Origin of the sequence: Rhodococcus sp. NPDC060086 (assembly GCF_042730275.1) — a bacterium.
In the GTDB taxonomy this organism is placed as follows: Bacteria; Actinomycetota; Actinomycetes; order Mycobacteriales; family Mycobacteriaceae; genus Rhodococcus.
In genome coordinates this window covers 40,467-60,510 of the sequence record NZ_JBHWWZ010000002.1, presented here as the reverse complement: position 1 = coordinate 60,510, position 20,044 = coordinate 40,467, and the positions used below count along the sequence as shown (strand labels likewise).

General features: G+C 66.4%; 23 protein-coding genes. 12 read left to right on the top strand and 11 right to left on the bottom strand.

Going from position 1 to position 20,044, the window contains the following annotated elements; all coding sequences use genetic code 11:
* Positions 1-162 precede the first annotated feature (162 nt).
* From ACFWB0_RS02020 to ACFWB0_RS02010, 3 genes are all read left to right on the top strand, one after another.
* Positions 163-999: a hypothetical protein gene (locus ACFWB0_RS02020; RefSeq protein WP_378488889.1), complete on the top strand. Its 837-nt coding sequence runs from the start codon at positions 163-165 to the stop codon at positions 997-999.
* 111 nt (positions 1,000-1,110) lie between these two features.
* A complete protein-coding gene (locus ACFWB0_RS02015; protein WP_378488752.1) occupies positions 1,111-1,479 on the top strand; it encodes a hypothetical protein in 369 nt (122 codons plus the stop codon).
* 122 nt (positions 1,480-1,601) lie between these two features.
* Entirely contained in the window at positions 1,602-3,029 is a 1,428-nt protein-coding gene (locus tag ACFWB0_RS02010; RefSeq protein WP_378488751.1) for an MFS transporter, read from the top strand.
* On the opposite strand, the gene ACFWB0_RS02005 is transcribed toward ACFWB0_RS02010, so the two are convergent.
* Positions 3,030-3,752 carry a DUF1906 domain-containing protein gene (locus ACFWB0_RS02005; protein WP_378488750.1) on the bottom strand — a complete coding sequence of 241 codons (723 nt, stop codon included), beginning with the start codon at positions 3,750-3,752 and terminating at the stop codon, positions 3,030-3,032.
* A gap of 116 nt (positions 3,753-3,868) precedes the next feature.
* Positions 3,869-4,801, bottom strand: a complete 933-nt coding sequence (locus ACFWB0_RS02000; protein WP_378488749.1) for a winged helix-turn-helix domain-containing protein — start codon at positions 4,799-4,801, stop codon at positions 3,869-3,871.
* Positions 4,802-4,947: 146 nt separating this feature from the next.
* Here ACFWB0_RS02000 and ACFWB0_RS01995 point away from each other — a divergent pair, with 146 nt between their 5' ends.
* Positions 4,948-5,517, top strand: a complete 570-nt coding sequence (locus tag ACFWB0_RS01995) for a mismatch-specific DNA-glycosylase (protein WP_378488748.1) — start codon at positions 4,948-4,950, stop codon at positions 5,515-5,517.
* A 12-nt stretch (positions 5,518-5,529) separates the two neighbouring features.
* On the opposite strand, the gene ACFWB0_RS01990 is transcribed toward ACFWB0_RS01995, so the two are convergent.
* Positions 5,530-5,868: a DUF1330 domain-containing protein gene (locus ACFWB0_RS01990; RefSeq protein WP_378488747.1), complete on the bottom strand. Its 339-nt coding sequence runs from the start codon at positions 5,866-5,868 to the stop codon at positions 5,530-5,532.
* Between the two features lie 87 nt (positions 5,869-5,955).
* Between ACFWB0_RS01990 and ACFWB0_RS01985 the strand changes: the two genes are divergently transcribed.
* Together ACFWB0_RS01985 and ACFWB0_RS01980 are read left to right on the top strand one after the other, a co-directional pair.
* Complete coding sequence (locus tag ACFWB0_RS01985; RefSeq protein WP_378488746.1) at positions 5,956-6,747, top strand: helix-turn-helix domain-containing protein; 792 nt, start codon at positions 5,956-5,958, stop codon at positions 6,745-6,747.
* Between the two features lie 91 nt (positions 6,748-6,838).
* The gene (locus tag ACFWB0_RS01980; protein WP_378488745.1) at positions 6,839-7,054 is read left to right on the top strand and encodes a maltose regulon activator MalT; all 216 of its coding nucleotides are present in this window, start codon (positions 6,839-6,841) and stop codon (positions 7,052-7,054) included.
* Positions 7,055-7,198: 144 nt separating this feature from the next.
* Here the strand turns inward: ACFWB0_RS01980 and ACFWB0_RS01975 are convergent, their stop codons facing one another.
* Both ACFWB0_RS01975 and ACFWB0_RS01970 read right to left on the bottom strand, forming a co-directional pair.
* On the bottom strand, positions 7,199-7,465 hold the full coding sequence (locus ACFWB0_RS01975; protein ID WP_378488744.1) for a hypothetical protein: 267 nt from the start codon (positions 7,463-7,465) through the stop codon (positions 7,199-7,201).
* A gap of 49 nt (positions 7,466-7,514) precedes the next feature.
* The gene (locus ACFWB0_RS01970; protein WP_378488743.1) at positions 7,515-8,849 is read right to left on the bottom strand and encodes an RNA-guided endonuclease InsQ/TnpB family protein; all 1,335 of its coding nucleotides are present in this window, start codon (positions 8,847-8,849) and stop codon (positions 7,515-7,517) included.
* Here ACFWB0_RS01970 and ACFWB0_RS01965 point away from each other — a divergent pair.
* A complete protein-coding gene (locus tag ACFWB0_RS01965) occupies positions 8,843-9,055 on the top strand; it encodes a transposase (RefSeq protein WP_378488742.1) in 213 nt (70 codons plus the stop codon). The two genes, ACFWB0_RS01970 and ACFWB0_RS01965, sit on opposite strands and share 7 nt — an antisense overlap.
* Before the next feature lie 69 nt (positions 9,056-9,124).
* Positions 9,125-10,141, top strand: a complete 1,017-nt coding sequence (locus ACFWB0_RS01960) for a DUF2399 domain-containing protein (protein WP_378488741.1) — start codon at positions 9,125-9,127, stop codon at positions 10,139-10,141.
* A 37-nt stretch (positions 10,142-10,178) separates the two neighbouring features.
* On the opposite strand, the gene lexA is transcribed toward ACFWB0_RS01960, so the two are convergent.
* Entirely contained in the window at positions 10,179-10,841 is a 663-nt protein-coding gene (gene lexA / locus ACFWB0_RS01955) for a transcriptional repressor LexA (protein WP_378488740.1), read from the bottom strand.
* Between the two features lie 265 nt (positions 10,842-11,106).
* Between lexA and ACFWB0_RS01950 the strand changes: the two genes are divergently transcribed.
* Positions 11,107-11,439, top strand: a complete 333-nt coding sequence (locus tag ACFWB0_RS01950) for a type II toxin-antitoxin system Phd/YefM family antitoxin (RefSeq protein WP_378488739.1) — start codon at positions 11,107-11,109, stop codon at positions 11,437-11,439.
* 124 nt (positions 11,440-11,563) lie between these two features.
* Here ACFWB0_RS01950 and ACFWB0_RS01945 read toward each other — a convergent pair whose 3' ends face one another.
* The 3 genes from ACFWB0_RS01945 to ACFWB0_RS01935 form a co-directional block, all read right to left on the bottom strand.
* On the bottom strand, positions 11,564-11,977 hold the full coding sequence (locus ACFWB0_RS01945; protein WP_378488738.1) for a DUF302 domain-containing protein: 414 nt from the start codon (positions 11,975-11,977) through the stop codon (positions 11,564-11,566).
* Between the two features lie 78 nt (positions 11,978-12,055).
* A complete protein-coding gene (locus ACFWB0_RS01940; protein ID WP_378488737.1) occupies positions 12,056-12,325 on the bottom strand; it encodes a metal-sensitive transcriptional regulator in 270 nt (89 codons plus the stop codon).
* Positions 12,326-12,441: 116 nt separating this feature from the next.
* On the bottom strand, positions 12,442-13,311 hold the full coding sequence (locus tag ACFWB0_RS01935; RefSeq protein ID WP_378488736.1) for a sulfite exporter TauE/SafE family protein: 870 nt from the start codon (positions 13,309-13,311) through the stop codon (positions 12,442-12,444).
* A gap of 314 nt (positions 13,312-13,625) precedes the next feature.
* Between ACFWB0_RS01935 and ACFWB0_RS01930 the strand changes: the two genes are divergently transcribed.
* The gene (locus tag ACFWB0_RS01930) at positions 13,626-15,014 is read left to right on the top strand and encodes a rhodanese-like domain-containing protein (protein WP_378488735.1); all 1,389 of its coding nucleotides are present in this window, start codon (positions 13,626-13,628) and stop codon (positions 15,012-15,014) included.
* Positions 15,015-15,321: 307 nt separating this feature from the next.
* Here the strand turns inward: ACFWB0_RS01930 and ACFWB0_RS01925 are convergent, their stop codons facing one another.
* Entirely contained in the window at positions 15,322-16,218 is an 897-nt protein-coding gene (locus tag ACFWB0_RS01925) for a diacylglycerol kinase (protein WP_378488734.1), read from the bottom strand.
* The gene (locus ACFWB0_RS01920; RefSeq protein WP_378488733.1) at positions 16,215-17,837 is read right to left on the bottom strand and encodes an FAD-binding oxidoreductase; all 1,623 of its coding nucleotides are present in this window, start codon (positions 17,835-17,837) and stop codon (positions 16,215-16,217) included. Before ACFWB0_RS01920 ends, ACFWB0_RS01925 begins: the two co-directional genes overlap by 4 nt.
* Positions 17,838-17,854: 17 nt before the next feature.
* Between ACFWB0_RS01920 and ACFWB0_RS01915 the strand changes: the two genes are divergently transcribed.
* Both ACFWB0_RS01915 and ACFWB0_RS01910 read left to right on the top strand, forming a co-directional pair.
* Positions 17,855-18,505: a TetR/AcrR family transcriptional regulator gene (locus tag ACFWB0_RS01915; protein ID WP_378488732.1), complete on the top strand. Its 651-nt coding sequence runs from the start codon at positions 17,855-17,857 to the stop codon at positions 18,503-18,505.
* Entirely contained in the window at positions 18,505-20,034 is a 1,530-nt protein-coding gene (locus ACFWB0_RS01910) for a glycerol-3-phosphate dehydrogenase/oxidase (protein WP_378488731.1), read from the top strand. Before ACFWB0_RS01915 ends, ACFWB0_RS01910 begins: the two co-directional genes overlap by 1 nt.
* Positions 20,035-20,044 lie beyond the last annotated feature (10 nt).

The following is a 20,044-nucleotide window of genomic DNA, read 5'->3' as shown; positions in this document are numbered from 1 at the left end:
CCCGCAGGTGTGGGCCATGGCCTTGAAAACGGGCGCTATGGCTTGTACCGGACGGGGGGGCTACATAGAGTGTCTCTTCGAGCCGTCAGCGTCTGGTTGTCCGTCCAGGAAAACCGGGAGCTTCAACGACAAGGATGGGGAACAGTGCTTCGTACTCGAGGAATGCGGAGGGCGCTCACCGTGTGCGCACTCGCCGCCACCGCGGGGCTTGCCGTGCCGATGCACGCAGTCGCGCAACCTGCACCGCCCGCACTACCGGATTTGGCCGAGCTCGTCAGGCTCCCCGAGTTCGCTGTGCCGGCCGATCTGTCCATCGAGTCGCTGACGCAGTTCCTCCCCCGATCCGAGGTCGACCTCGAACAGACCGAGGCGCTCGCGTCGCTCGCCCCCGCGATCGTGGGTGCCGCTGCCGGCCCCTCCGACATCTCGGACGACGGCAAGAACGACATCCTCGCTCAGGCCAAGGAACTGCTCGCGAACTCCGAGCTACCTGATTCGGTGAAGGCCACGCTCGAACGCGTCATCACCTTCCTCGACGGCAGCGGAGGCGGCGGCCCCGACCTCCCGGCTCCCGGTGAAGTCGTGATCTCCCAGTTCCTGTACCCGACGCTGGGCGAGGACTGCATCGGCGACGGCGCTGATTCCGTGGGCACCGCACTCGCGGTCGCGGGCCCGGCACTGCTGCCGCCTCCCGGACCGGCCGCCGGCCAGGCCGGGTTCGTGTTCACCGCCCTCGGTACCGCACCGGCCGCCGCTGAGCAGACCGAACCGCTCACCCTGACCTGGATCAACGTCTCGAACGGTCGCACCGGCGCGCAGCCGTTGACCAATGCGGCCAATGTCAACCCGGACGGCCCGACCACACTGACCGCGATCGCCGACACCGGCCCCGGTCAGATCGTCGCCCTGATCTCGGGTGGCGTCACCACGCAGGAGGCAGGCGAGGCTCCGCGCTCGTGCACCTTCCTGCCGACCTTGGGACTCGTCGCAGTTCCCTGATCGATGCATTCAGCACGAGGCCGCCGGAATTCTCTCCGGCGGCCTCGTTGCATATGCGGCCGAAATTTCCCGCTCCCTTCTCACGAGCTGCCACACGTGATAGACCGAGGTATGGCCCGCACGCCGCACTCACGCCCGCAGCAGGCGATCGGCTCGCACTCGTCGCACCGGTCGATCCGGTCGTTGCGCTCACACCGCTCGATCCTGTCGATCGCCTCCGAACGGTCCGTTCTCTCGATCGGGTCCGCCTATTCGATCCTGTCGATCGGCAGCGTCGGATCGATCCTGTCGGTCGGGTCCGCCGGATCTGCACTCTCGGCGCTGTCGTCGTTGTCGTTCGGCAGTCTGGGGTCGTGCATGTCGGCGCTGTCGCGCTGGTCGCTGATGTCCAGGCGCGGTATGCATTCGGTGCCGGAGGAGCATCCACGCTTCGTGGTTACCGCCGACGAAGCGGATCCTGCCGGTCACTGTCAGTCCTGACCCACACGCGGTGGGTCCACTGGGCTTCCCGACTGTCGGCATGTTAGACAAGTTGCGACATCGTTGTTTTCGCACACATCACAATTGAGACCGCGCTCGAACGTGGCTCGGACGAGGACCCTATGGCCGTCGACAGCCCGACTTCTACCCGGGAGCGGCCCGTACCGCGCGCAATCGTTCCGGTTCTCGCGGTGTGCGGCATCGGCGTTGCGCTCATGCAGACACTCATCGTTCCGCTCCTGCCGCAGTTGCCGGTGCTCGTCGGCGCCACCCCCGAGAACACCTCCTGGGCCGTCACCGCGACACTGCTCGCCGGGGCTGTCATCACCCCCATTTCCGGACGCCTCGGCGACATGTTCGGGAAACGCCGGATGCTGATCGCCAGCCTCGGCATGATGGTGATCGGCTCGGCCGTGTGCGCGCTGTCGACCACCCTGGTTCCCCTCCTGGTCGGTCGCACCCTCCAAGGCGCCGCTGTCGGCGCGATTCCCCTGGGCATCGCGATTCTGCGCGACGAACTACCGCCCAAGAAGATCCCGGGCGCCATGGCAACACTCAGCGCCACGCTCGGCGTCGGCGGTGCGATCGGCCTGCCGTTCGCGGCGTTCGTCGCGCAGCTGACCAACTGGCACATGCTGTTCGTGGTTTCCGGGATCATCGGAGTTCTCGGCATCGCCGCGGTGCTGTATTTCGTTCCCGAGTCGTCGCAACGCAACCCCGGACGTTTCGATTTCGTCGGCGCGATTCTGTTGTCCATCGCGCTGGTGCTGCTCCTTCTCCCGGTCAGCAAGGGCAACGCGTGGGGCTGGACGAGCCCGACGACACTCGGGATGTTCGCCGCTGCTGCCGTCGTGTTCCTCGGGTGGGGTGCCTACGAGCTGCGTCGCCCCAGGCCGCTCGTCGACCTCCGGTTGTCCAAGCGACGCCCGATACTCATGACGAACATGGCGTCGATCGCGCTGGGTTTCGCAATGTACTCCAATGCCCTCGCCTTTCCGCAGCTGCTCATGGCCCCCACCGAGACCGGGTACGGATTCGGGCTCTCGATGGTGGCCGCGGGCCTTGCGCTCGCCCCGAGCGGGATCGTGATGATGGCTCTGTCACCGGTGTCTGCCCGGATAACCCAGGGGTTCGGTCCGCGCGTCACTCTCGCGTGTGGCGCAGCGATCGTCGGGATCGGGTATCTGGTGGCATACGTGCTGTACACCGAGGTTTGGCACATCGTCGTGGCAGCGATGGTCATCGGCGCCGGGATCGGCCTGGCGTTCGCAGCTATGCCGGCCTTGATCATGGCAGCGGTACCTCTGAGCGAATCGGCAGCAGCGAACAGCCTCAACACGTTGATGCGGTCGATCGGCACGTCTACGTCGGCGGCCGTCATCGGTGTCGTGCTTGCCGCAATGACCACTCGTATCGGCGATGCCGTGGTCCCGTCCCTCGACGCCTTCCGGGTCACCTTCCTGGTCGCGATCGTCGCGGCGCTGATTTCATTGATGTTCACCGGATTGATCCCTCGGGCGCAGCCGACTCCACGTCGCGTCAGGAAGTGATCAGAGCTTCGACAGCGACCACTGCCCGTAGTCGGCAGCCAGCACGTTGTTGACGTCGATGCCGATGCCGTCGATCTCGCCCCCGGACACCTGATGTAGATGCGCGGATCCGTGGACCAATCCCTTGGGTGTTCCCCAGTTGTGCTGCCAGTAGAAGGCTCCGAGCCCGACGGCCGAGGCCCAGTCGATGGTCGGTGAGTTCGCATAGACTCCGGTGTTCGCCGGCCCGACCACTTCCTGCCATGCGAGCAGGTACGGGACGATCTGGGTGGTGAACTGCGCGAAGGTCGGATTGTCGTCGATCGATACGTAGATCGGCCGATCGTCGGGGCCGCCCGCCGCGCGATGCAGTTCGAGTCCGCGTCGCGCGTGTTTCAACCCGGCCTGGTAGCCACCGAGCCAGTCGGAGGTCTCACCCTTGCCGAACTGGTAGTTCGACACCACTTCCAGGCCGCTGCCGGTGAGCGCATCGGCCTCGCTTTCGGTGAGCGGCTTGCCCAACATCCATTCGGCACCCGGCCTGCGGTCGGAGACGTAGCGGATCGCACCGATGTGCCCGGCAGAACGGATCGACGACGGGGACGGTACACCGGCGGAGTAGTCGACGATGGTGCCGAGCACCTCACGTCCCTGGGCGATCCCCGGCGCGGCGAGCGCGGAGGCGATCACCGCACCCGACCCGATCGCCGTATACCGCAACAATTCCCGACGGGTGAGTGTCATGCGCGCCTCGCTTCGCAGGTGGGGCAGATGCCACCCGGTATTGCACCACAGCACCACCGGTCACGCCTGTCACATAGACGAAGACGCCCGATTCGCCCGGATTCGAGGGTCCGGTATCAGCGCCCGGCGAGCTCCGCGAAGAACGCAGGCACCAGGGCGACGTCCTCTACCGTCCGCCTCGTGGTGCGCACACCCAATCCGTGTTCCTTGAGCAGATCACACAGGCCTTCGCCGTCGACCAGATCGATCGGCGGCGCTCCATGCCGATGTGCCTCCGCCCGGGCGTCCTCGGTGAATTCGCCGGTGGACACGAGCAGGCCCTTCTCACCTCGGCCGACCATCGCCGCACGGAACTCTCGGACGACGTCGGCGCCCACCCGCTCACGACCGCGGACGAAGCGGAAGAACACCGAGAAACTGATCAGCGACACCCGCAACACCCCGGTGCCCTCGACGACGTCGGCGTCGGTGCTCTGATCCGGGTCGAGCGTCGTCAACGTCTTGAATCCGGCCGCGCGAAGCATTGCCGTGACCAACCGCTCGAAGCCGTCGTCGGGCAGGTCGGTGACGGCGCCCAGCACCGGTTCGCGCCACAATTCCGGATCTTCCGGGGCTGCGACGAGCGGCACGACCTGCGCGCCCGACGACGCACGCACCATCCGCTTGCGCCGCTTCTCTGCGGTGTAGGCGATCTGCATGGGCCTGATCTCGGATTCCCGCACCGCACGCCCCCGGTCGGTGGCGCTCCACACGCCGCGACGGGCGTTGGACAGCAACCCCATGCCCTTGAGGTAGGTGCGTGCCCACGCCACCCGGTATTCGATCTCGGTCCCCGGACCCTCGCCGTGCAGAACGGCCCGCGCCTCCGCCGACAGGCCGACCCGCTCCGCGACCGCTGCGTCGATCTCGTCGATCGCGCCGGAACCACCGAGCCCGATCACCGCCTGCACGGTCGGCCACAACAGATCCGTGTAGGGCGGGAGCTCACTCTCGGCGCCGGCTGCACTTGCTGTGCCGAGGGGGTTTCCGACAACGTTTCGGCGCTGCATACCTCCCCCAATCGTTGCGGCCCTGCTCAGTACCGCCGGTCGCTCCTACAGGACGGGAAACACCCTATCGGATCGACGGTGTCCGTTTCAGCACGGGCACCCGCCATCATGGGGCGTGACTCCCTGACATCTCCTAACGTGAGCGTGTGGGCTTCACACGCGCCGAACTCGAGTCCTTCCGCGATGCCGTCGTTCCCGACCTGATCGGGGACGACTGCCGTCTACTCTTCGTCGGCATCAATCCGGGATTATGGACGGCCGCGACGGGGGCACACTTCGCGCGTCCGGGCAACCGCTTCTATCCCGCGCTGCTGCGGGCCGGAATCATCACCCGTCCCGTCGATCCCACGTCCGGTCTGAGCGAGACCGACACCGCGCATCTGCTCGAGCGCGGCGTCGGCATCACCAACCTGGCACCCCGCGCGACCGCACGCGCGGACGAGCTGACCTCCGACGAATTGCGTGCGGGCCCTGAGCGATTGATCCAGGTGGTCGCACGGTGGCGGCCGCGTGTGATCGCAGTTGCGGGAATCACCGCGTACCGCACTGCATTCAGTCGACGCAAGGCGGTCACCGGGCTACAGGAGGAGACGATCGGCGGCGTTCCCGTATGGGTGGTCCCCAATCCGAGCGGCCTCAACGCCCATGACACCGTCGAGTCCCTGGCCGAGGCGTACGCGGCGCCCGCCCGAGCCGCCGGCATCCTCACCGAGTGACCGTGCCCTGGTTCACCCGCGACCCATCGCCTTCGCGAGATAGTCGGTCGCGCGGTAGCCGTCCGGCGTCCCTCCGACCAGGACGGCCACGCCGTCGGAGTTGTCCGTGCGGAGCGGAAGGATCTCCTGGTATCCGGGCGAGTGGTACCACCCGCGGGCACGCTCGATGTCGGGGAACTCGATGACGATCACGTTCCCGGGGAACGGTCCTTCCATCACTTCGGGGTCGACGCCGTGGACGAGGAATCGGCCGTCGTAGGGAACGAGGGTCTCGTCGACCTTCTCGAGGTATCGGATGATGTCCGCTCCGAAGTCGACGGAACGGAGGTGTGCGATTGCGTATGCGCTCATGCCGTCGACTCTGCACTTTCGAACGCGACAGATCGATTACCTGAGAGGTAATGGCGACGCTTCCCCCGCACCTTTAATGTCGGACGCATGACGACGCTGCAGTCAGAACCGGCAGGCGCGATGCTCCGACATTGGAGGGAACGCCGAGGCCTGAGCCAGCTTGCGCTCGCGAACCGGGCAGGCGTCTCCGCGCGACACGTGAGTTTCGTCGAGACCGGCCGGTCGCGTCCCTCGCGCGACATGCTGTTGAAGATCAGTGAAGAGCTGGAAATCCCTCTGCGCGAGCAGAACTCCATACTGATGGCCGCAGGCCTAGCACCCGCCTATCCCGAGCATCACCTGGGCGAGGTACCCATGTCCGCGGTGTCCGACGCCATCACGCGAATCCTGCGGTCGCACCAGCCGTTTCCCGCCCTGGTCGTCGATCGGCACTGGACGATGATCGACGGCAACGACGCGGTCGCAACGCTCGTCGTCGGGTGTTCACCGGAGTTGCTCGAACCACCTGTCAATGTGCTGCGACTGTCGCTGCATCCGAACGGCCTGGCGCCGCGGATCGCGAATCTGGGCCAGTGGCGTGCCCACCTGCTCGTCCGGCTCCGTCATCAGATCGGCGCGACCGCCGATCCTGTTCTCCTGCGCCTGTACGACGAGCTGTCCGGCTATCCGTGCGGTGACTCGGACACCATGGACCTGGACGAGCAGGCAGAGTCGCATTCACTCGTGGTTCCCCTGCGGATACGCACCGACGACGGCGAGCTGTCATTCTTGAGCACCACCACATTGTTCGGGACACCGCTCGACGTCACGGTGTCGGAACTCGCGATCGAAGCGTTCTACCCTGCCGACGACGCGACCACCGCTGCCCTGCACCGCTGAGTTCACGTCGCGCAAACTCTGCCCTCACACGACGCCACAGGGCGTACGGTTCGAGAGGAAGCTGTTCGAACTGATCCGGAGGCGACCGATCATGAGCACTGCGAAGTGGTGGGTGATCGACGGGCGGGAAGACGGATACGCCGTCGAAGAACGTCCTACCGGGGACATCGTGGTCACGAACAAGTCCTCGTCCGAAGAACACATACTCCACGGGTACGTGTGGAAACACTCGCCGGTGTTCGGCATCCAGATCCAGAGTGAGGGACCGCCGCCGTACGGGCACTGGGTCGAAAACCCCGACGACTGACCTCATCTGGGCAGAGTGCGCAGCCGCCGGTGTTCGCCGGTCACGGTGTCGATGAGTGGTGCCCGTCATCCTCGATCCTGCTCCACAATTTCCGCACCGCGCGGTCGGTGGGGGTGTCGAAGAGCAGGCAGACGGCGAGCGCCATCAGCCGAGACGTTCGGCTCGCGCGCGCAGGTATCGCTGCTGGGGAAGGCTCGTGGCACGCCGGGCCGCCTCGTCGTACTCCTCCCGGGCTCCCGCATCATCACCGGTCATCTCGAGCAGATGCGCCCGCACCGCGTGGAATCGTCGATCATCCGACACACGGTCATCGGCAGCTAGCCTCGCGAGGAGATCCAGGCCCACCGCGGGGCCGCGAGCCATCTCAACCGCGACGGCGTGATTGAGCGTGACGATCGGGTTCTCGGACATGCGCAACAAGATCTCTTGACTTCCTCCCCCGCGTGAACACGGAGGATTCCTACGCAGCCTCACCACATGGTGCGGTCTGTTCAGCGGGTTCCTGCTTCACCGGGTCCGCGCATGCAAGCACACGTCTTACGCTCCCTCCACAAGCGTTTACCCTCTCCACCAGCCCGGCGGCGAGCAACACATTCACAGCGGCGTTGTAATCCCGATCCAGCACCAGCCCGCACGACGGGCACACCCACACCCGCACATCCAACGGCTTCTTCCCGTCCCGCACCCCGCAACCCGCGCACACCTGCGACGTCGGTTCCCACCGGCCGATCGTGTGGACCACCGCGCCATACCGGGCGGCTTTCTCCTCGATCAGCCGGGTCAGCGTCGACCAGCCGGCATCGTGCACCGACTTCGCCACCCTCGTGCGCGCCAAACCCGCCACCGACAATCCCTCGAGGGCGACCGCGTGGTTCTCGCGGACCAACCTCAATGCCAGCTTGTGATGGTGATCCAGGCGGGTCTCGCGCACCTTGCGGTGCGCCGCCGCCACCTTCCGGCGCGCCTTGTCCCGATTCTTCGACCCCTTCATGGTGCGTGAGTATGCCCGCTGCGCACGGGCCAATCCTCGCTCCTTCGACCGCAGCCAGCGGGGGTTGTCGATCTTCTCACGAGTACCGTCGTCGTAGACGATCACCGCAAGGTCAGTGAGGCCGACGTCGATGCCCGCGCATCGGGCCGGCGCCGACTCAGGGACAACCACAACGGGCACGGGCACGGGCTCGTCGACCACGAACGACACATAGTGCCGACCGTCCGCCTCCCGGATCACCGTCACACTCGACGGGTCCGCCGGCAACGGCCGCGACGACTCGTACCGCACCCACCCGATCTTCGGCAACCGCACCAGGCCGATGCCGGTCCCCGGCTCGAGAACCGAGAACCCGGCGTTGCGGGTGAAACGAGCAGACTGGCGATGTGTCCACTTCTTGAAGCGTGGCGCACCGACCTTGCGTCCCTTGCGTTTGCCGGTGCGGGAATCGAAAAAGTTCGCGTACGCGCGATGCAGGTCTGCGAGGGACTGCTGCAACGGCACCGAGGACACCTCAGCCAGCCACGCCCGTTCGGGAGTCGTTTTCGCGGCGGTCAGCGCCGCCGACAACTCACCTTTACTCGGGATCGGCCGGCCCGCCCTGCGGGCAGATTCCCTCGCGGCGAGTGCATCGTTGAACACCACCCGGCAGCACCCGAACAATCGAGACAGCGCGTGCTGCTGTTCCCCTGTGGGGTAGGCGCGGTAGCGGTATCGCTTGAGCACACCAGCACGATAGCATTTGGTGTCATGACTGATGTTGACCTTGTCCGACGTGGCAGACATGCTCTCTGGGATTGCCATGTACATTTGGTGTTTGTCACAAAATTCCGCCGGGGCGCGTTCACCGGACCGATCTTGATGGACTGCGAGAAGATCATGCGGAGCACCTTTCCCGGTACCTGTGGGGCGGGCATGTATGGTCCCGCTCCTACTACTGCGGGACTGCGGGCGGCGCGCCGTTGTCGGTGATTGCCGAGTACGTGAAGTCCCAACGTCGCCCTGCGTGACGGTGATTCACCTCCACCGTGAACGATGGAGCACTCTCACCGAGATCGGTAGACAGCGCTTCTACCAGCGTGCCGATCTATGTTCGTTCCCTCGACACGTATCTGCAACACCCCCTCAACGGCGGTCGCTCACTGCTCGAAGTACTGGACGCCGAGTCTCCGCTGATCGACCGGCCGGCAATGAAGGCTGCACAGAGGGCAGCCGTCGACCAGGCCTGGGTTCAGATCCACGACATCCTCGCAGCGCCGGAACATCGGCGATGGCTCGAACTCATCGACGCCGCGCGGGTCACGTCACCCGACCTGATAACGGGAACGATGCGCGACGTCGCCCACATCCTCGCCGCATTGCCCGCCGAGGGCGCGTCCCCCGTCGAGCTCGCTCAGCGTGTGCTCGGCGACACCAAGGCGCTGACCGACACGCCTATACGCCGATGGGTCCTGCGTCTTCTCGCGGCAGCCTGCGGTGTCGACCCACCATCGACCGGCGCCGAGCGTGCCGCACTGTGGGAGCAGTTCGGCGTGCTCGACAGCGGCCTGACGAGTCGCGTCCTGACTCTCGGTGTCCGGCTCGAAGGCCACCCCGCTGCGGTGACGATCTCCGAGGCCGCGGCAGACTCGGGGATCCATCAGGTATGGACACTGGCGCAGCTGCGCACCTGGAATGCGACGCTGACTGCCGACGATGTGTACGTGTGCGAGAACCCCACCGTCGTCCAGGCCGCCGAACGTGAACTCGGCGAACGGTGCAGACCGTTGGTGTGCACGGAGGGACAGCCATCCGAGGCCGTCCGCACGTTGATGAGCACGGCCCGCGGCATCGTGCACTGGCGCGGCGATTTCGACTGGACGGGACTGCGCACCACCGGCCGCGCGTGCAACGAGCTCGGCGCACTGCCCTGGCTGATGGATGCGGCTACGTATCGTGAGGCGCTCACGCGCGGCGAGTCCGAGAGATTGAAGGCCACCGATACGCGAGCCGAGTCGCCGTGGGATCCCGAGCTTGCCACGGCCTTGGAGAGGTCCGGGCGAGCGGTGATGGAAGAGCGTTTGATCCCGGAACTGTTGGAGCATCTCCGTCGATAGTCGTCGAGGACGACCTTCTCGTGGGCTCGATGCGTCGTCAGATCCGGCGCATGACCGAGACCACCTTGCCCAGAACAACCGCGCCGTCACCGTCGATCTCGGCGTAGGCGGGATTGCGTGGCTCGAGGACGACGTGACCGTTGCGGCGCCGGAACACCTTCACCGTGGCCTCACCCTCGATCATCGCGGCAACAATCTCGCCGGAATGGGCTTCGTCCTGGCGGCGCACCACGACGACATCGCCGTCGCAGATCGCGGCGTCGGTCATCGAGTCACCGCGAACCCGCAGCGCGAACACGGTGCCGGAGCCGACGAGCTCGCGGGGAAGCGTCAGCGTCTCGTCGACGTACTCCTCCGCGAGGATCGGTGCGCCCGCCGCGATGTCGCCGACCACCGGCACTGCCACATTGTTGTCGTTCGCACGGCCGCGCTCGGTGCCGGCGAGGAACGGGCGCACATCCAGTTGGCGAGCCATGGACGTACCCCGTCGGAGAAAGCCCTTCTCGTCGAGGCTCTTCAGGTGCTGGGACACCGACGACGTCGATCTCAAGCCCACCGCGTCCGCGATCTGTCGGGTGCTCGGAGCGCATCCGTGTGCAGCCACCCAATCCCGGATCGTCACCAGAATCCGCTGCTGGCGAGGTGGCAGGGTGGAGGCGTCGAGGCCGCCGAACATGTCGAAGTCGTCGTAAACGGTCACCTTAAGAATCGTAGGCGGTGGCGACGGCGCGCTCGAGTGCGGTGTGGCCGCGCGGCCGGGGCCGAGCCTGTGGGTAACACTGCGATGGGGCAACACCGCGGTCGGCCGGATCACCATCTCGACGCGAACGAGAAATGGTTCGTTGAGATCTTCATCCCAGGCGTCCTGCCGTAATCCCACGCTGACACGCGGGCCGCATACGCGCCCGAATCCGGCCCCGCGATGCGATGATGCGCGGGGTCGGTCGAGCAGACGAACGGAGTTCATGCGGGTGCCATCAATCACGGTGAAGTCCGCCCGCGCGCAGTTGAGGGATCTGGTTCGGAAGGTCAACGACGATACGGTCGCGGTCGAGATCGCCGGTAAACGCGACACCGCCGTGCTGATCTCGAAGGCACGGTATCTCGCTCTCCAGGAGGCCTCGTTCCTCCTGCGCTCCCCCGAGTTGATGGCGAGTCTGCGTCGGGAGATGGAACGGTCCGTGCAGGAACAGATGGTCGCGGCCCCTGTTTCGGAGGACGGATCCGCCGAGAAGCCCGCCCCGTCGCGGTCATCCAAGAAGCGAAAGAAGCGCACGAAGCGTCGACGAGCCCGATAACCTTTGCATTTCCCGCCGTCACGCCTTGGTCCGTAGTCCCGGCTGACCTGACGCGATTTCGAACGACGCCTTCGTCGGGGCCGCTCCTGACGCCGTGACGGGGTCAGCGGGTTGCGCAACCTCGTCAGTTCTTCGATGCGCCGATGGTCAATGAGTCGATGGCCTCTTGCAGCGCGGCGGTGGCGTCATCGGCGACCTCGGCCAGTCCTGGATGATCCGCGACTTGGACCATCATCTGCGGGTTCATCGCCTCGATCAGCACCATGTGCGTGTCGGCCGGATCGGCGCGCACTACGACGTTGCACGGCAACAACAGTCCGATCTGCGGGTCGATGGTGACTGCCCGATGCGCGAGCGGTGGGTTGCAGGCGCCGAGGATCACGTAGTCGTCGAGCTCCTCTCCCAGCTTCTCTTTCAAGGTGGCTTTCATATCTATCTCGGTGAGCACACCGAAGCCCTGCTCGGCCAGTGCTTTTCGAGTGCGGTCGACGGCGTCACCGAAGGAGGTGCGCAAGGTGGTCGACAGTGCGAGTGCCATGAGCGTGTTCTACCTCTCTGGGACCGGATCAGGTCGAATGGTGGTCGATCTCGGTGTCGAACGTCAGGATGTGAATTCTCATGCCAGAGCGAGGAAGAGTTTTTCGAGTTCGGCCTCGGTCATCGGCTCTTTGTTCCCCTCGTCCGTGCCGGTCAGACATTCCCGAAGCCCTGTCGCCACGATCTTGAACCCGGCACGGTCGAGAGCTTTGGAAACCGCAGCGAGTTGGGTGACGACATCCTTGCAGTCGCGCCCCTGCTCGATCATCGAGATCACACCAGCGAGCTGCCCCTGAGCACGGCGCAGCCGGTTGAGTACCAATGCAATGCTTTCGTCGTCGCCGACCATTTCGGTGTCCTTTCCTCGGCTTTCACTCATGGTACCCCCTGGGGTATTTCTAGTCGTGTCGCGGACGCGGCGAGGCCCCTCACGAAGGACGCGACCGAGGTCAAGCGGTGCCGAGGTCAAGCGGTGGCCGCGGGGGTGTTTCTCCAGCGCTTCAGCGGACAGCGAGCACTGCGGGCGCAGGCGTAGTCGGTACCCGCAGCGGTCAGCGTGAGGGCGGCCAGTGCGACGCCGGCGACCGGGTGAAGCTCCTGAGCGAGGATCACCGAGGACATGAGCAGGACGAACCAGCCGAAGCCCTGACGCAGAGTGTCGGGGTCGACCGACGAGGTCAGACGCCCGCCGATGAGGCTCCCGACGACGGCGGCGGCGGTGACCATCGCCGCCAGAGGCCAGTTGACCTGCACCGCGGACAGGTAGCCCCCGAAGCCGGCGAAGGACTTCATTGCGATCACGATCAGCGAGGTAGCGACGGCAACGGGCATGGAGAGCCCGCCGAGCAAGGCAAGCGCCGGGACGACCAGGAAGCCGCCGCCGGCACCGACGAGCCCGGTGACCAGGCCGACGATCGTGCCGTCGAGCAGGATCCTACCGACCGGCATCGAGGGAACAGTATCGTCCGGCGCGGTGACATTCTTGCGGCCACGCAGCATCGCCACGGCGGTGGCGATCATCATCGCGGCGAAGGCGAGCAGCAGGACGCTGCCGGGGATGAAGCGGGAGAGCAGGCCACCTGCGTAGGCACCGGCCATTCCGGCCAGACCGAAGAGGAAGCCGACGCGCCACCTGATGCGACCGGCCTTCGCGTGAGTGATCGCCGCGACCGCACTGGTGACACCGACGACGAGCAATGAGGTGGCGATGGCTTCCTTTGCATCCATACCCGCGACATAGGTGAGCAGCGGGACCGTGAGGATCGACCCCCCACCACCGAGCAGCCCCAAGCTGACGCCGACGACGACAGCCAGCGCGACGGTCAACGCGATCATGGTCAGCTCCGTTCGAGTGCGGCGGTCTCCGACTCGACCGACTGGGCGACGACGGGGCTGGGCTCGGCCATCGGAGCCTTTCGGTTCGAGGGGTGTGAGCGGAGGGGCACACGAATCCAGTGCCCGGGGGGGTATTTCTCCACCATGTATACATACCCCCTGGGGTATCTTCAAGCGAGCGTGATCGGCCTCTCCTCCCCGCTCGACACTGAAACGGCATATACCCCCTGGGGTACTTGACATACCCCAGGGGGTATATGTCATTCTGATGGCATCCCCGGCCACACCACCGAACTCCCAGCAGTGGAGGACCTATGATTCTCGAGCAGTACTACATCCAATGCCTTTCACACGCCTCCTACCTGATCGGCGATGAGCGAACCGGCCGAGCAATCGTGGTCGACCCACGGCGCGATATCGCTGAATACCTCGCCGCCGCAAACACATACGGGCTGACCATCGAAGGTGTGATCAACACCCATTTCCATGCAGACTTCGTCTCCGGACACCTCGAACTCGTCGATGCCACCGGCGCATGGATCGGCTTCGGCGAAACGGCCGAGACCGACTACCCGATCCGACGGTTGCACGACGGTCAACGACTCTCGCTCGGCGACATCGACCTCGAGATTCTCGCCACCCCGGGCCACACCTGGGAGTCGCTCTCCGTGCTGGTGCGCGAGCATCCAGGTGCAATCCCGACTGCGGTACTCACCGGCGACTCGCTCTTCATCGGCGACGTCGGCCGCCCCGATCTGGTCAACCTCGGCGACGGATCCACCGCCGATCTGGCCCGAGCGATGTACCGCACCGTGCACGAAAAGTTGCTGACCCTACCCGATCAGGTCACCGTCATGCCCGCCCACGGAGCCGGTTCGTCATGCGGAAAGAACCTGTCGGAGGAGCTGACCTCCACCATCGGCGAGCAGCGGGCAACGAACCTGTCTGTGCAACCGATGAGCGAGGACGCCTTCGTTGCCCTGATCACCGGCGGTCAGCCCGCGGCCCCGGCGTACTTCTCCGCCGACGCCGCAATGAACAAGCGAATCCACCCCCTCCTTGCCCAGGACCGCTCGATTCCCGAACTGGCACCCGCACAGGTGAAGTCCGAACTCGCCGCCGGCACCCGTGTGCTCGACGCCCGCGAGGCAGACCATTTCGCCGCCGGTCACCTGCGCGGGTCGGTCAACGTCGGATTCGAGGGCCGCTTCGCCGAGACCGCCGGCATGGTCGCCGAGGTCGGCGAGAGAATCGTGCTGGTCACCTACCCCGGTGAGGAGCAGGACGCCGCGGTGCGCCTGGCTCGGATCGGGTCCGATGGGGCGGCCGGCTACCTGAACGTCGACCGCGACGGAGAGTTCCCCGCCGACCTGGCCGAATCGGTACAGACCGCACCGCGCACCACCGCCGAGCAACTCGATGCGCTGCTCGACGCCGACGCGGTGACCTTGATCGATGTCCGCAATCCCGGCGAACGCGACACCGGCACCATCGCAGGCGCGGTTCCGATCCCCTTGGCGCAGTTGCGCACCAGCCTGGACCAGGTGCCTGCCGGCAAGCCCATCGTGGTGCACTGCGCCAGCGGATGGCGCTCGAGTGTGGCGGCATCGATGCTGCGGGCGGAGGGCTTCGACGACGTCTCCGACCTGATCGGTGGCTACAGCGCCTGGGCAGCGGCCCACGCCCCGGCTGATCCTCCGTAAGACCACTGCCCCCTCACCCACCACCGACGAGTTGTCGCCGACTCGACTTCCAGGAGGTATCCCGTGTGCTATCCCGTCATCTGCGCCACCTGCGGTAAGACCGGCTGGGGCGGCTGCGGGCGACACGTCGAGGCCGTGATGGCTTCCGTGCCCACTTCCGGACGCTGCACCTGCGATCAGAACGCCGACCCTCGGGCCAGGCACCCGCGACGGAGTCTGCGTTCCTTGTTCCGCCGCTGACCGATGCCTTCTCAGGCGCTCGGCATGCTCGACTACGAGGATCGTGTCGCCGACAAATCCACCGAAGTCAACGGTCCCGCACCAGCACCGTCCCGGCACCCGGCACCGCCTCGACATCGACCGGCAGCGGCCGGAGGGGTTCACCGTCGGCATAGACCGTGATGCCCGGGCACTCGAGCCGTACCCGCCGGGCTCGGCGCACCATCACCTCGGGCAGGTCGACGTGGGTGCCCCGATACACGGTCGGGAACAAACGCAGCAGGCGAGAACGGTTCGCGGAGGTGGCCACCACCACGTCGAGCAGTCCGTCGTCGAGCAGCGCACCCGGTGCGATTCGCATCCCGCCCCCGTAGGTGGAGGCGTTGCCGACGGCCACCAATGTTGCGTCGAGTTCGATGGGCGGTTCGTCGTCGAAGGTGATCCGGTACGGGAGCAGTCGCAGGTTGACCAGTTCGACGACGGTGGCGGCGTTGTACCGCAGCCGACCGCGCGGCCACTTCATGCGGTTGGCGCGATCGGTGACGAGGGCGTCGAAGCCCCCGGCGAGGACAGTGCCGAACCACTGGTCGGGACCGTGGTCTGAGCTCACGCGCCCCAGATCGATGGTGCGCCTGCGACCGGCAGCGATCACCTCGGCTGCCTCGGCCGGGTCGTGGGGAATTCCGAGGACCCTGGCGAGGTCGTTTCCGGTGCCGGCGGGGACGATGCCGACGGGTGTGCCCGTGGTGGCGGTTGCCTGCCACGCCTGCCAGGCAATACCGTCTCCGCCCACTGCGACAATCCCGTCGACGCCGTCCTCGACAGCGTGGCGGGCCAATGCTATCGATTCCTCGACGGAATCGGCGGCGATGTGGGCGATGCGCAACCCGTGTTCACGTAGTCGCGCGCTGGCCACCGCGAGCGTGTGGTGGGCATCCTTGTCGGCAGCGGGATTGCTCAGCACGACAATCGACCCGGTGGTCACAGGATGAGCTTTCCGGGATTGAGGATGTTGTGCGGATCGAGCGCGTTCTTGACTGCGCGAAGCACCTCCACACCGCAGTGACCTATTTCGTCCGTCATCCACGGCAGATGGTCGCGCCCTACTGCGTGATGGTGGGTGACGGTGCCGCCGGCGGCGACCATCGCGGCGGTGGCGGCCTTCTTCGCCTCTACCCATTGGCCGACCGGATCGTCGGTCTGCGCGCACACGACGGTGAAATACAGTGACGCACCGGCCGGATATGTGTGCGAGATGTGGCACATCACCAACGGTGGCGTGCCGCCCTCGCGGAGTGTGCCGGTGAGCGCCTCGGTGACCGCGGCACGCAGCCGCGACAGGTTCGACCAGGTGGTCGCGGTTTCGAGGGTCTCCGCGAGGGCACCCGCCTGTAGCAGCGCATCCCGCAGGTGTGGTGCGCCGAATCGTCCGTGTTCCCATTGGCGGGCAGGCTCCGCACCGAGGTCGGCACCTCCTGCCGCACCGAGGATTTCCTGCACTGCTGCCGCACGGTCGCGTACGTATCGCTCGTCGCCCTCGATGGTGGTCACCGCAAGACATCCGCCAGGAGATGTGCGCCCGATGTCCTTGTGCAGGGCGAGGTTGAGGCCGGTTTCGGCTTCGTCCGAGAGTCGGAGCACGGTCGGCGGCAGGCCGCTCTGAACGAGAGTTCGCAGCGCGTCCGCGCCGGTGGCGAAATCGGGGAAGGTCCATGCCCGGTGCTCGACCACGGCGGGAATGGGGTGGACCCGCACACCGACTTCCGTGATGATGCCGAACGTGCCCTCGGATCCGAGGAAGAGTTGCCGCAGGTCCGGGCCCGCCGCCGAAGCCGGTGGGTGACCGACCCGGATGGTGCCGCGGGGCGTCGCCACGGTCATGTGTTCGACCATGTCGTCGAACCGCCCGTATCCGGCCGAGGCCTGACCGGAGGACCGAGTGGCCGCGAACCCGCCGATGGTCGCGTGGCGGAAACTTTGCGGGTAGTGGCCGAGCGAGAAGCCGTGCGCGCTGAGCAACTCTTCGGCCTGCGGCCCAGTGGCACCGGCCTGCAGAGTGGCGATACGTGAGATGGGATCGAGATGGCTGAGAGCATTCAGTCGGCGCAGATCCACGGCGATCACGGCAGAGAGGTGACCGGAGTCGGGGTCCACGCCCCCGACGACACTGGTGCCCCCACCGAAGGGAACAACTGCGATCGACTGTGCTGCACAGTATTCGAGAAGCGCGAGGACCTCGTCATGGTCGGCGGGTAGAACAACGGCGTCGGGTGCGGGCTGCGGGTCGCGATCCTGCCGGCGCAACAGGTCCAGGGTGCTTTTCCCGCCGGCGTGACGCAGGCGCGTCGCGTCGTCGTCGAGGACATGCTCGGCGCCGAGAAGGTGCACGAGACCGGTTCGGCGCTCGGGAGTCAGCTGGGCGGGGGCGAGCCGGACGTCGGATTCGGCGAGCGGGTTTCGACGGGGACGCACTCCGAGCGCCTGCTCGAGCAGGGTGTGCACCTCGGGGCCGAGTTCGGTTCGGTGTTCGGCCGTTCCCCACGCGTCCCACTCCATGTCCGGGGCGGGCTGGTCGGGTCGATGGGGCGTGATACTCTCAGTCATGCGTTACAGTTTTACACATGACGACTGTTCGTAACGACAAATTCGGTGACGCGGCATCCGCGCAGCACTCGATGTCGCCCGCAGCAGACCGGACCGACAACAGCGTCGAGGACAGGATCCTCGACGCCGCCCGCTCCTGTCTGCTCGACTTCGGGTTGCGGCGCACAACCCTCGCCGAGATCGCTCGACGAGCCGGCGTCAGCCGACCCACCGTCTACCGTCGGTGGCCGGACACCGACTCGGTCCTCGCCGACCTGCTCACCAGGGAAATCCGGGCCGCGATTCCCGACACACGCGGCGTCGGGCCCATTCGTCCACTCCTGGTCTCGGCGGTCACCGCTGCCGCCTACGACATCGGCACCCACCCGATCTTCGAGAAGGTCCTGCGCACAGACCCGGAAATATTCATCACCTACATCGTCGACCGGCTCGGCACCAGCCAACGCGTCATCCTCGACGTCCTCGTCACTGCGATCGAACAGGGTCAGCACGATGGATCCATCCGGACCGGTGAGCCCCGCGCACTCGCTGCGTTCGTACTGCTCACCGCCCAATCGACGGTGCAATCCGTCCGCATGATCAGCGAGTTCGTCGACCACCGAACATTGCTCGACGAACTCGGACACGCCGTCGACTCCTACCTGGCCCCCACGGAAAGGCGCCCCTGATGACCCCCACCGGGTCGAGCGCCCTCAATGCCCTCCGCCGTAGCCGCGAACTCGACGAACTCGGCGAACACTCCGACGTCGATGTCCTCGTCATCGGTGGCGGTGTCACCGGAGCCGGTGTCGCCCTCGATGCTGCCAGCCGCGGATTGAGCGTCGTGCTCGCCGAGCGCCACGATCTGGCCTTCGGCACCAGCCGCTGGAGCTCGAAGCTCGTACACGGCGGATTGCGTTACCTCGCCACGGGCAATGTCGGCATCGCCCGAGAGAGCGTCGTCGAACGCAACATCATCATGACGCGCACCGCACCGCATCTCGTGCGGCCACTCCCCCAGCTCGTACCCCTCCTGCCCTCCGTAGGAGCCGCCGACACAGCTCTGGTGCGCACCGGATTTCTCGCCGGTGACGTGTTGCGCGCCACCGCCGGAACACCGGCCACCGTTCTTCCGCGGTCCCGGCGCGTCAGCGCGGCGCACACCGCAGCGCTTGCCCCGGCCGTTCGGCGTGACGGGCTGCGCGGCGGCCTCCTCGCCTACGACGGTCAACTCGTCGACGACGCGCGATTCGTCGTTGCGCTCGCCCGCACGGCCGCCGCGTACGGGGCTCGGATCCTCACCCGCGTCGAAGCCCGCGACGTCACCGGCAACAGCGCAACGCTCCGCGACACCCTCACCGGCACAAACCTGCATATCCGGGCCCGCGCCGTCGTGAACGCCGCCGGAGTGTGGGCCGGTGGTGTCGACCCCACCATCAGGCTGCGACCCAGCCGCGGTACCCACCTCGTGCTCGACGCAGCAGCACTCGGGAACCCGACGGCCGCGCTCACGGTGCCGATCCCGGGTGAACGCAACCGCTTCGTGTTCGCCCTACCTGCCCAACTCGGCCGCGTCTACCTCGGATTGACCGACGAGGAAGCGCCGGGTGAGCTTCCGGACGTGCCCCAGGCCAGCGACGGTGAGATCGAGTTCCTGCTCGACACGGTCAATACGGCACTCGCGACACCACTGACCCGCGACGACGTGCTGGGAACGTTCGCCGGACTACGCCCACTGCTCGACACCACCGCGTCCGACGCCGGGGGGTCGACAGCCGACCTGTCGCGCGAACACGCGGTGATCAGGACGGAGGGCGGACCGATCGGCATCGTCGGCGGCAAGCTCACCACCTACCGGAAGATGGCCGAGGACGCTGTCGACGCGGCGATCGAAGTGGCCGGCCTGACTGCGCGGCCGTGCCGCACCCGGCAACTGCCGGTGGTCGGCGCCGCGAACTCCGCAGTGCTCGGCATGCTGACGGCGCCGCAGTCACTGGTGCAGCGGTACGGAACCGAGGCGGCGCTGCTTGCGGCCGATCCCACGAGGATGGGGCCCATCGCACCCGGAATCGACATCACGAGAGCGGAAGTGGAGTTCGCGGTGAGCCACGAAGGTGCGCTCGACGTGGACGACGTGCTCGATCGTCGCACTCGAATCGGTTTGGTACCGGCTCAACGGAAGCTCGCCGAGGACGGGGTCTCCGCCGCATTCGAGTGAAACTCGTTGG

Excerpts from the sequence above, each read along its gene's own strand:
- ACFWB0_RS01915 (WP_378488732.1), top strand. The coding sequence starts at position 17,855 with ATGACGACTGTTCGTAACGACAAATTCGGTGACGCGGCATCCGCGCAG.
- ACFWB0_RS01910 (WP_378488731.1), top strand. The coding sequence starts at position 18,505 with ATGACCCCCACCGGGTCGAGCGCCCTCAATGCCCTCCGCCGTAGCCGC.
- ACFWB0_RS01930 (WP_378488735.1), top strand. The coding sequence starts at position 13,626 with ATGATTCTCGAGCAGTACTACATCCAATGCCTTTCACACGCCTCCTAC.
- ACFWB0_RS01970 (WP_378488743.1), bottom strand. The coding sequence starts at position 8,849 with ATGGCAATCCCAGAGAGCATGTCTGCCACGTCGGACAAGGTCAACATC.
- ACFWB0_RS01985 (WP_378488746.1), top strand. The coding sequence starts at position 5,956 with ATGACGACGCTGCAGTCAGAACCGGCAGGCGCGATGCTCCGACATTGG.
- ACFWB0_RS02010 (WP_378488751.1), top strand. The coding sequence starts at position 1,602 with ATGGCCGTCGACAGCCCGACTTCTACCCGGGAGCGGCCCGTACCGCGC.
- ACFWB0_RS01935 (WP_378488736.1), bottom strand. The coding sequence starts at position 13,311 with ATGATCGCGTTGACCGTCGCGCTGGCTGTCGTCGTCGGCGTCAGCTTG.
- ACFWB0_RS01990 (WP_378488747.1), bottom strand. The coding sequence starts at position 5,868 with ATGAGCGCATACGCAATCGCACACCTCCGTTCCGTCGACTTCGGAGCG.
- ACFWB0_RS02005 (WP_378488750.1), bottom strand. The coding sequence starts at position 3,752 with ATGACACTCACCCGTCGGGAATTGTTGCGGTATACGGCGATCGGGTCG.
- ACFWB0_RS01940 (WP_378488737.1), bottom strand. The coding sequence starts at position 12,325 with ATGGTCGGCGACGACGAAAGCATTGCATTGGTACTCAACCGGCTGCGC.
- ACFWB0_RS02015 (WP_378488752.1), top strand. The coding sequence starts at position 1,111 with ATGGCCCGCACGCCGCACTCACGCCCGCAGCAGGCGATCGGCTCGCAC.
- ACFWB0_RS01950 (WP_378488739.1), top strand. The coding sequence starts at position 11,107 with ATGCGGGTGCCATCAATCACGGTGAAGTCCGCCCGCGCGCAGTTGAGG.
- ACFWB0_RS01980 (WP_378488745.1), top strand. The coding sequence starts at position 6,839 with ATGAGCACTGCGAAGTGGTGGGTGATCGACGGGCGGGAAGACGGATAC.
- ACFWB0_RS02000 (WP_378488749.1), bottom strand. The coding sequence starts at position 4,801 with ATGCAGCGCCGAAACGTTGTCGGAAACCCCCTCGGCACAGCAAGTGCA.
- ACFWB0_RS01920 (WP_378488733.1), bottom strand. The coding sequence starts at position 17,837 with ATGACTGAGAGTATCACGCCCCATCGACCCGACCAGCCCGCCCCGGAC.
- ACFWB0_RS01975 (WP_378488744.1), bottom strand. The coding sequence starts at position 7,465 with ATGTCCGAGAACCCGATCGTCACGCTCAATCACGCCGTCGCGGTTGAG.
- ACFWB0_RS02020 (WP_378488889.1), top strand. The coding sequence starts at position 163 with ATGCGGAGGGCGCTCACCGTGTGCGCACTCGCCGCCACCGCGGGGCTT.
- ACFWB0_RS01945 (WP_378488738.1), bottom strand. The coding sequence starts at position 11,977 with ATGGCACTCGCACTGTCGACCACCTTGCGCACCTCCTTCGGTGACGCC.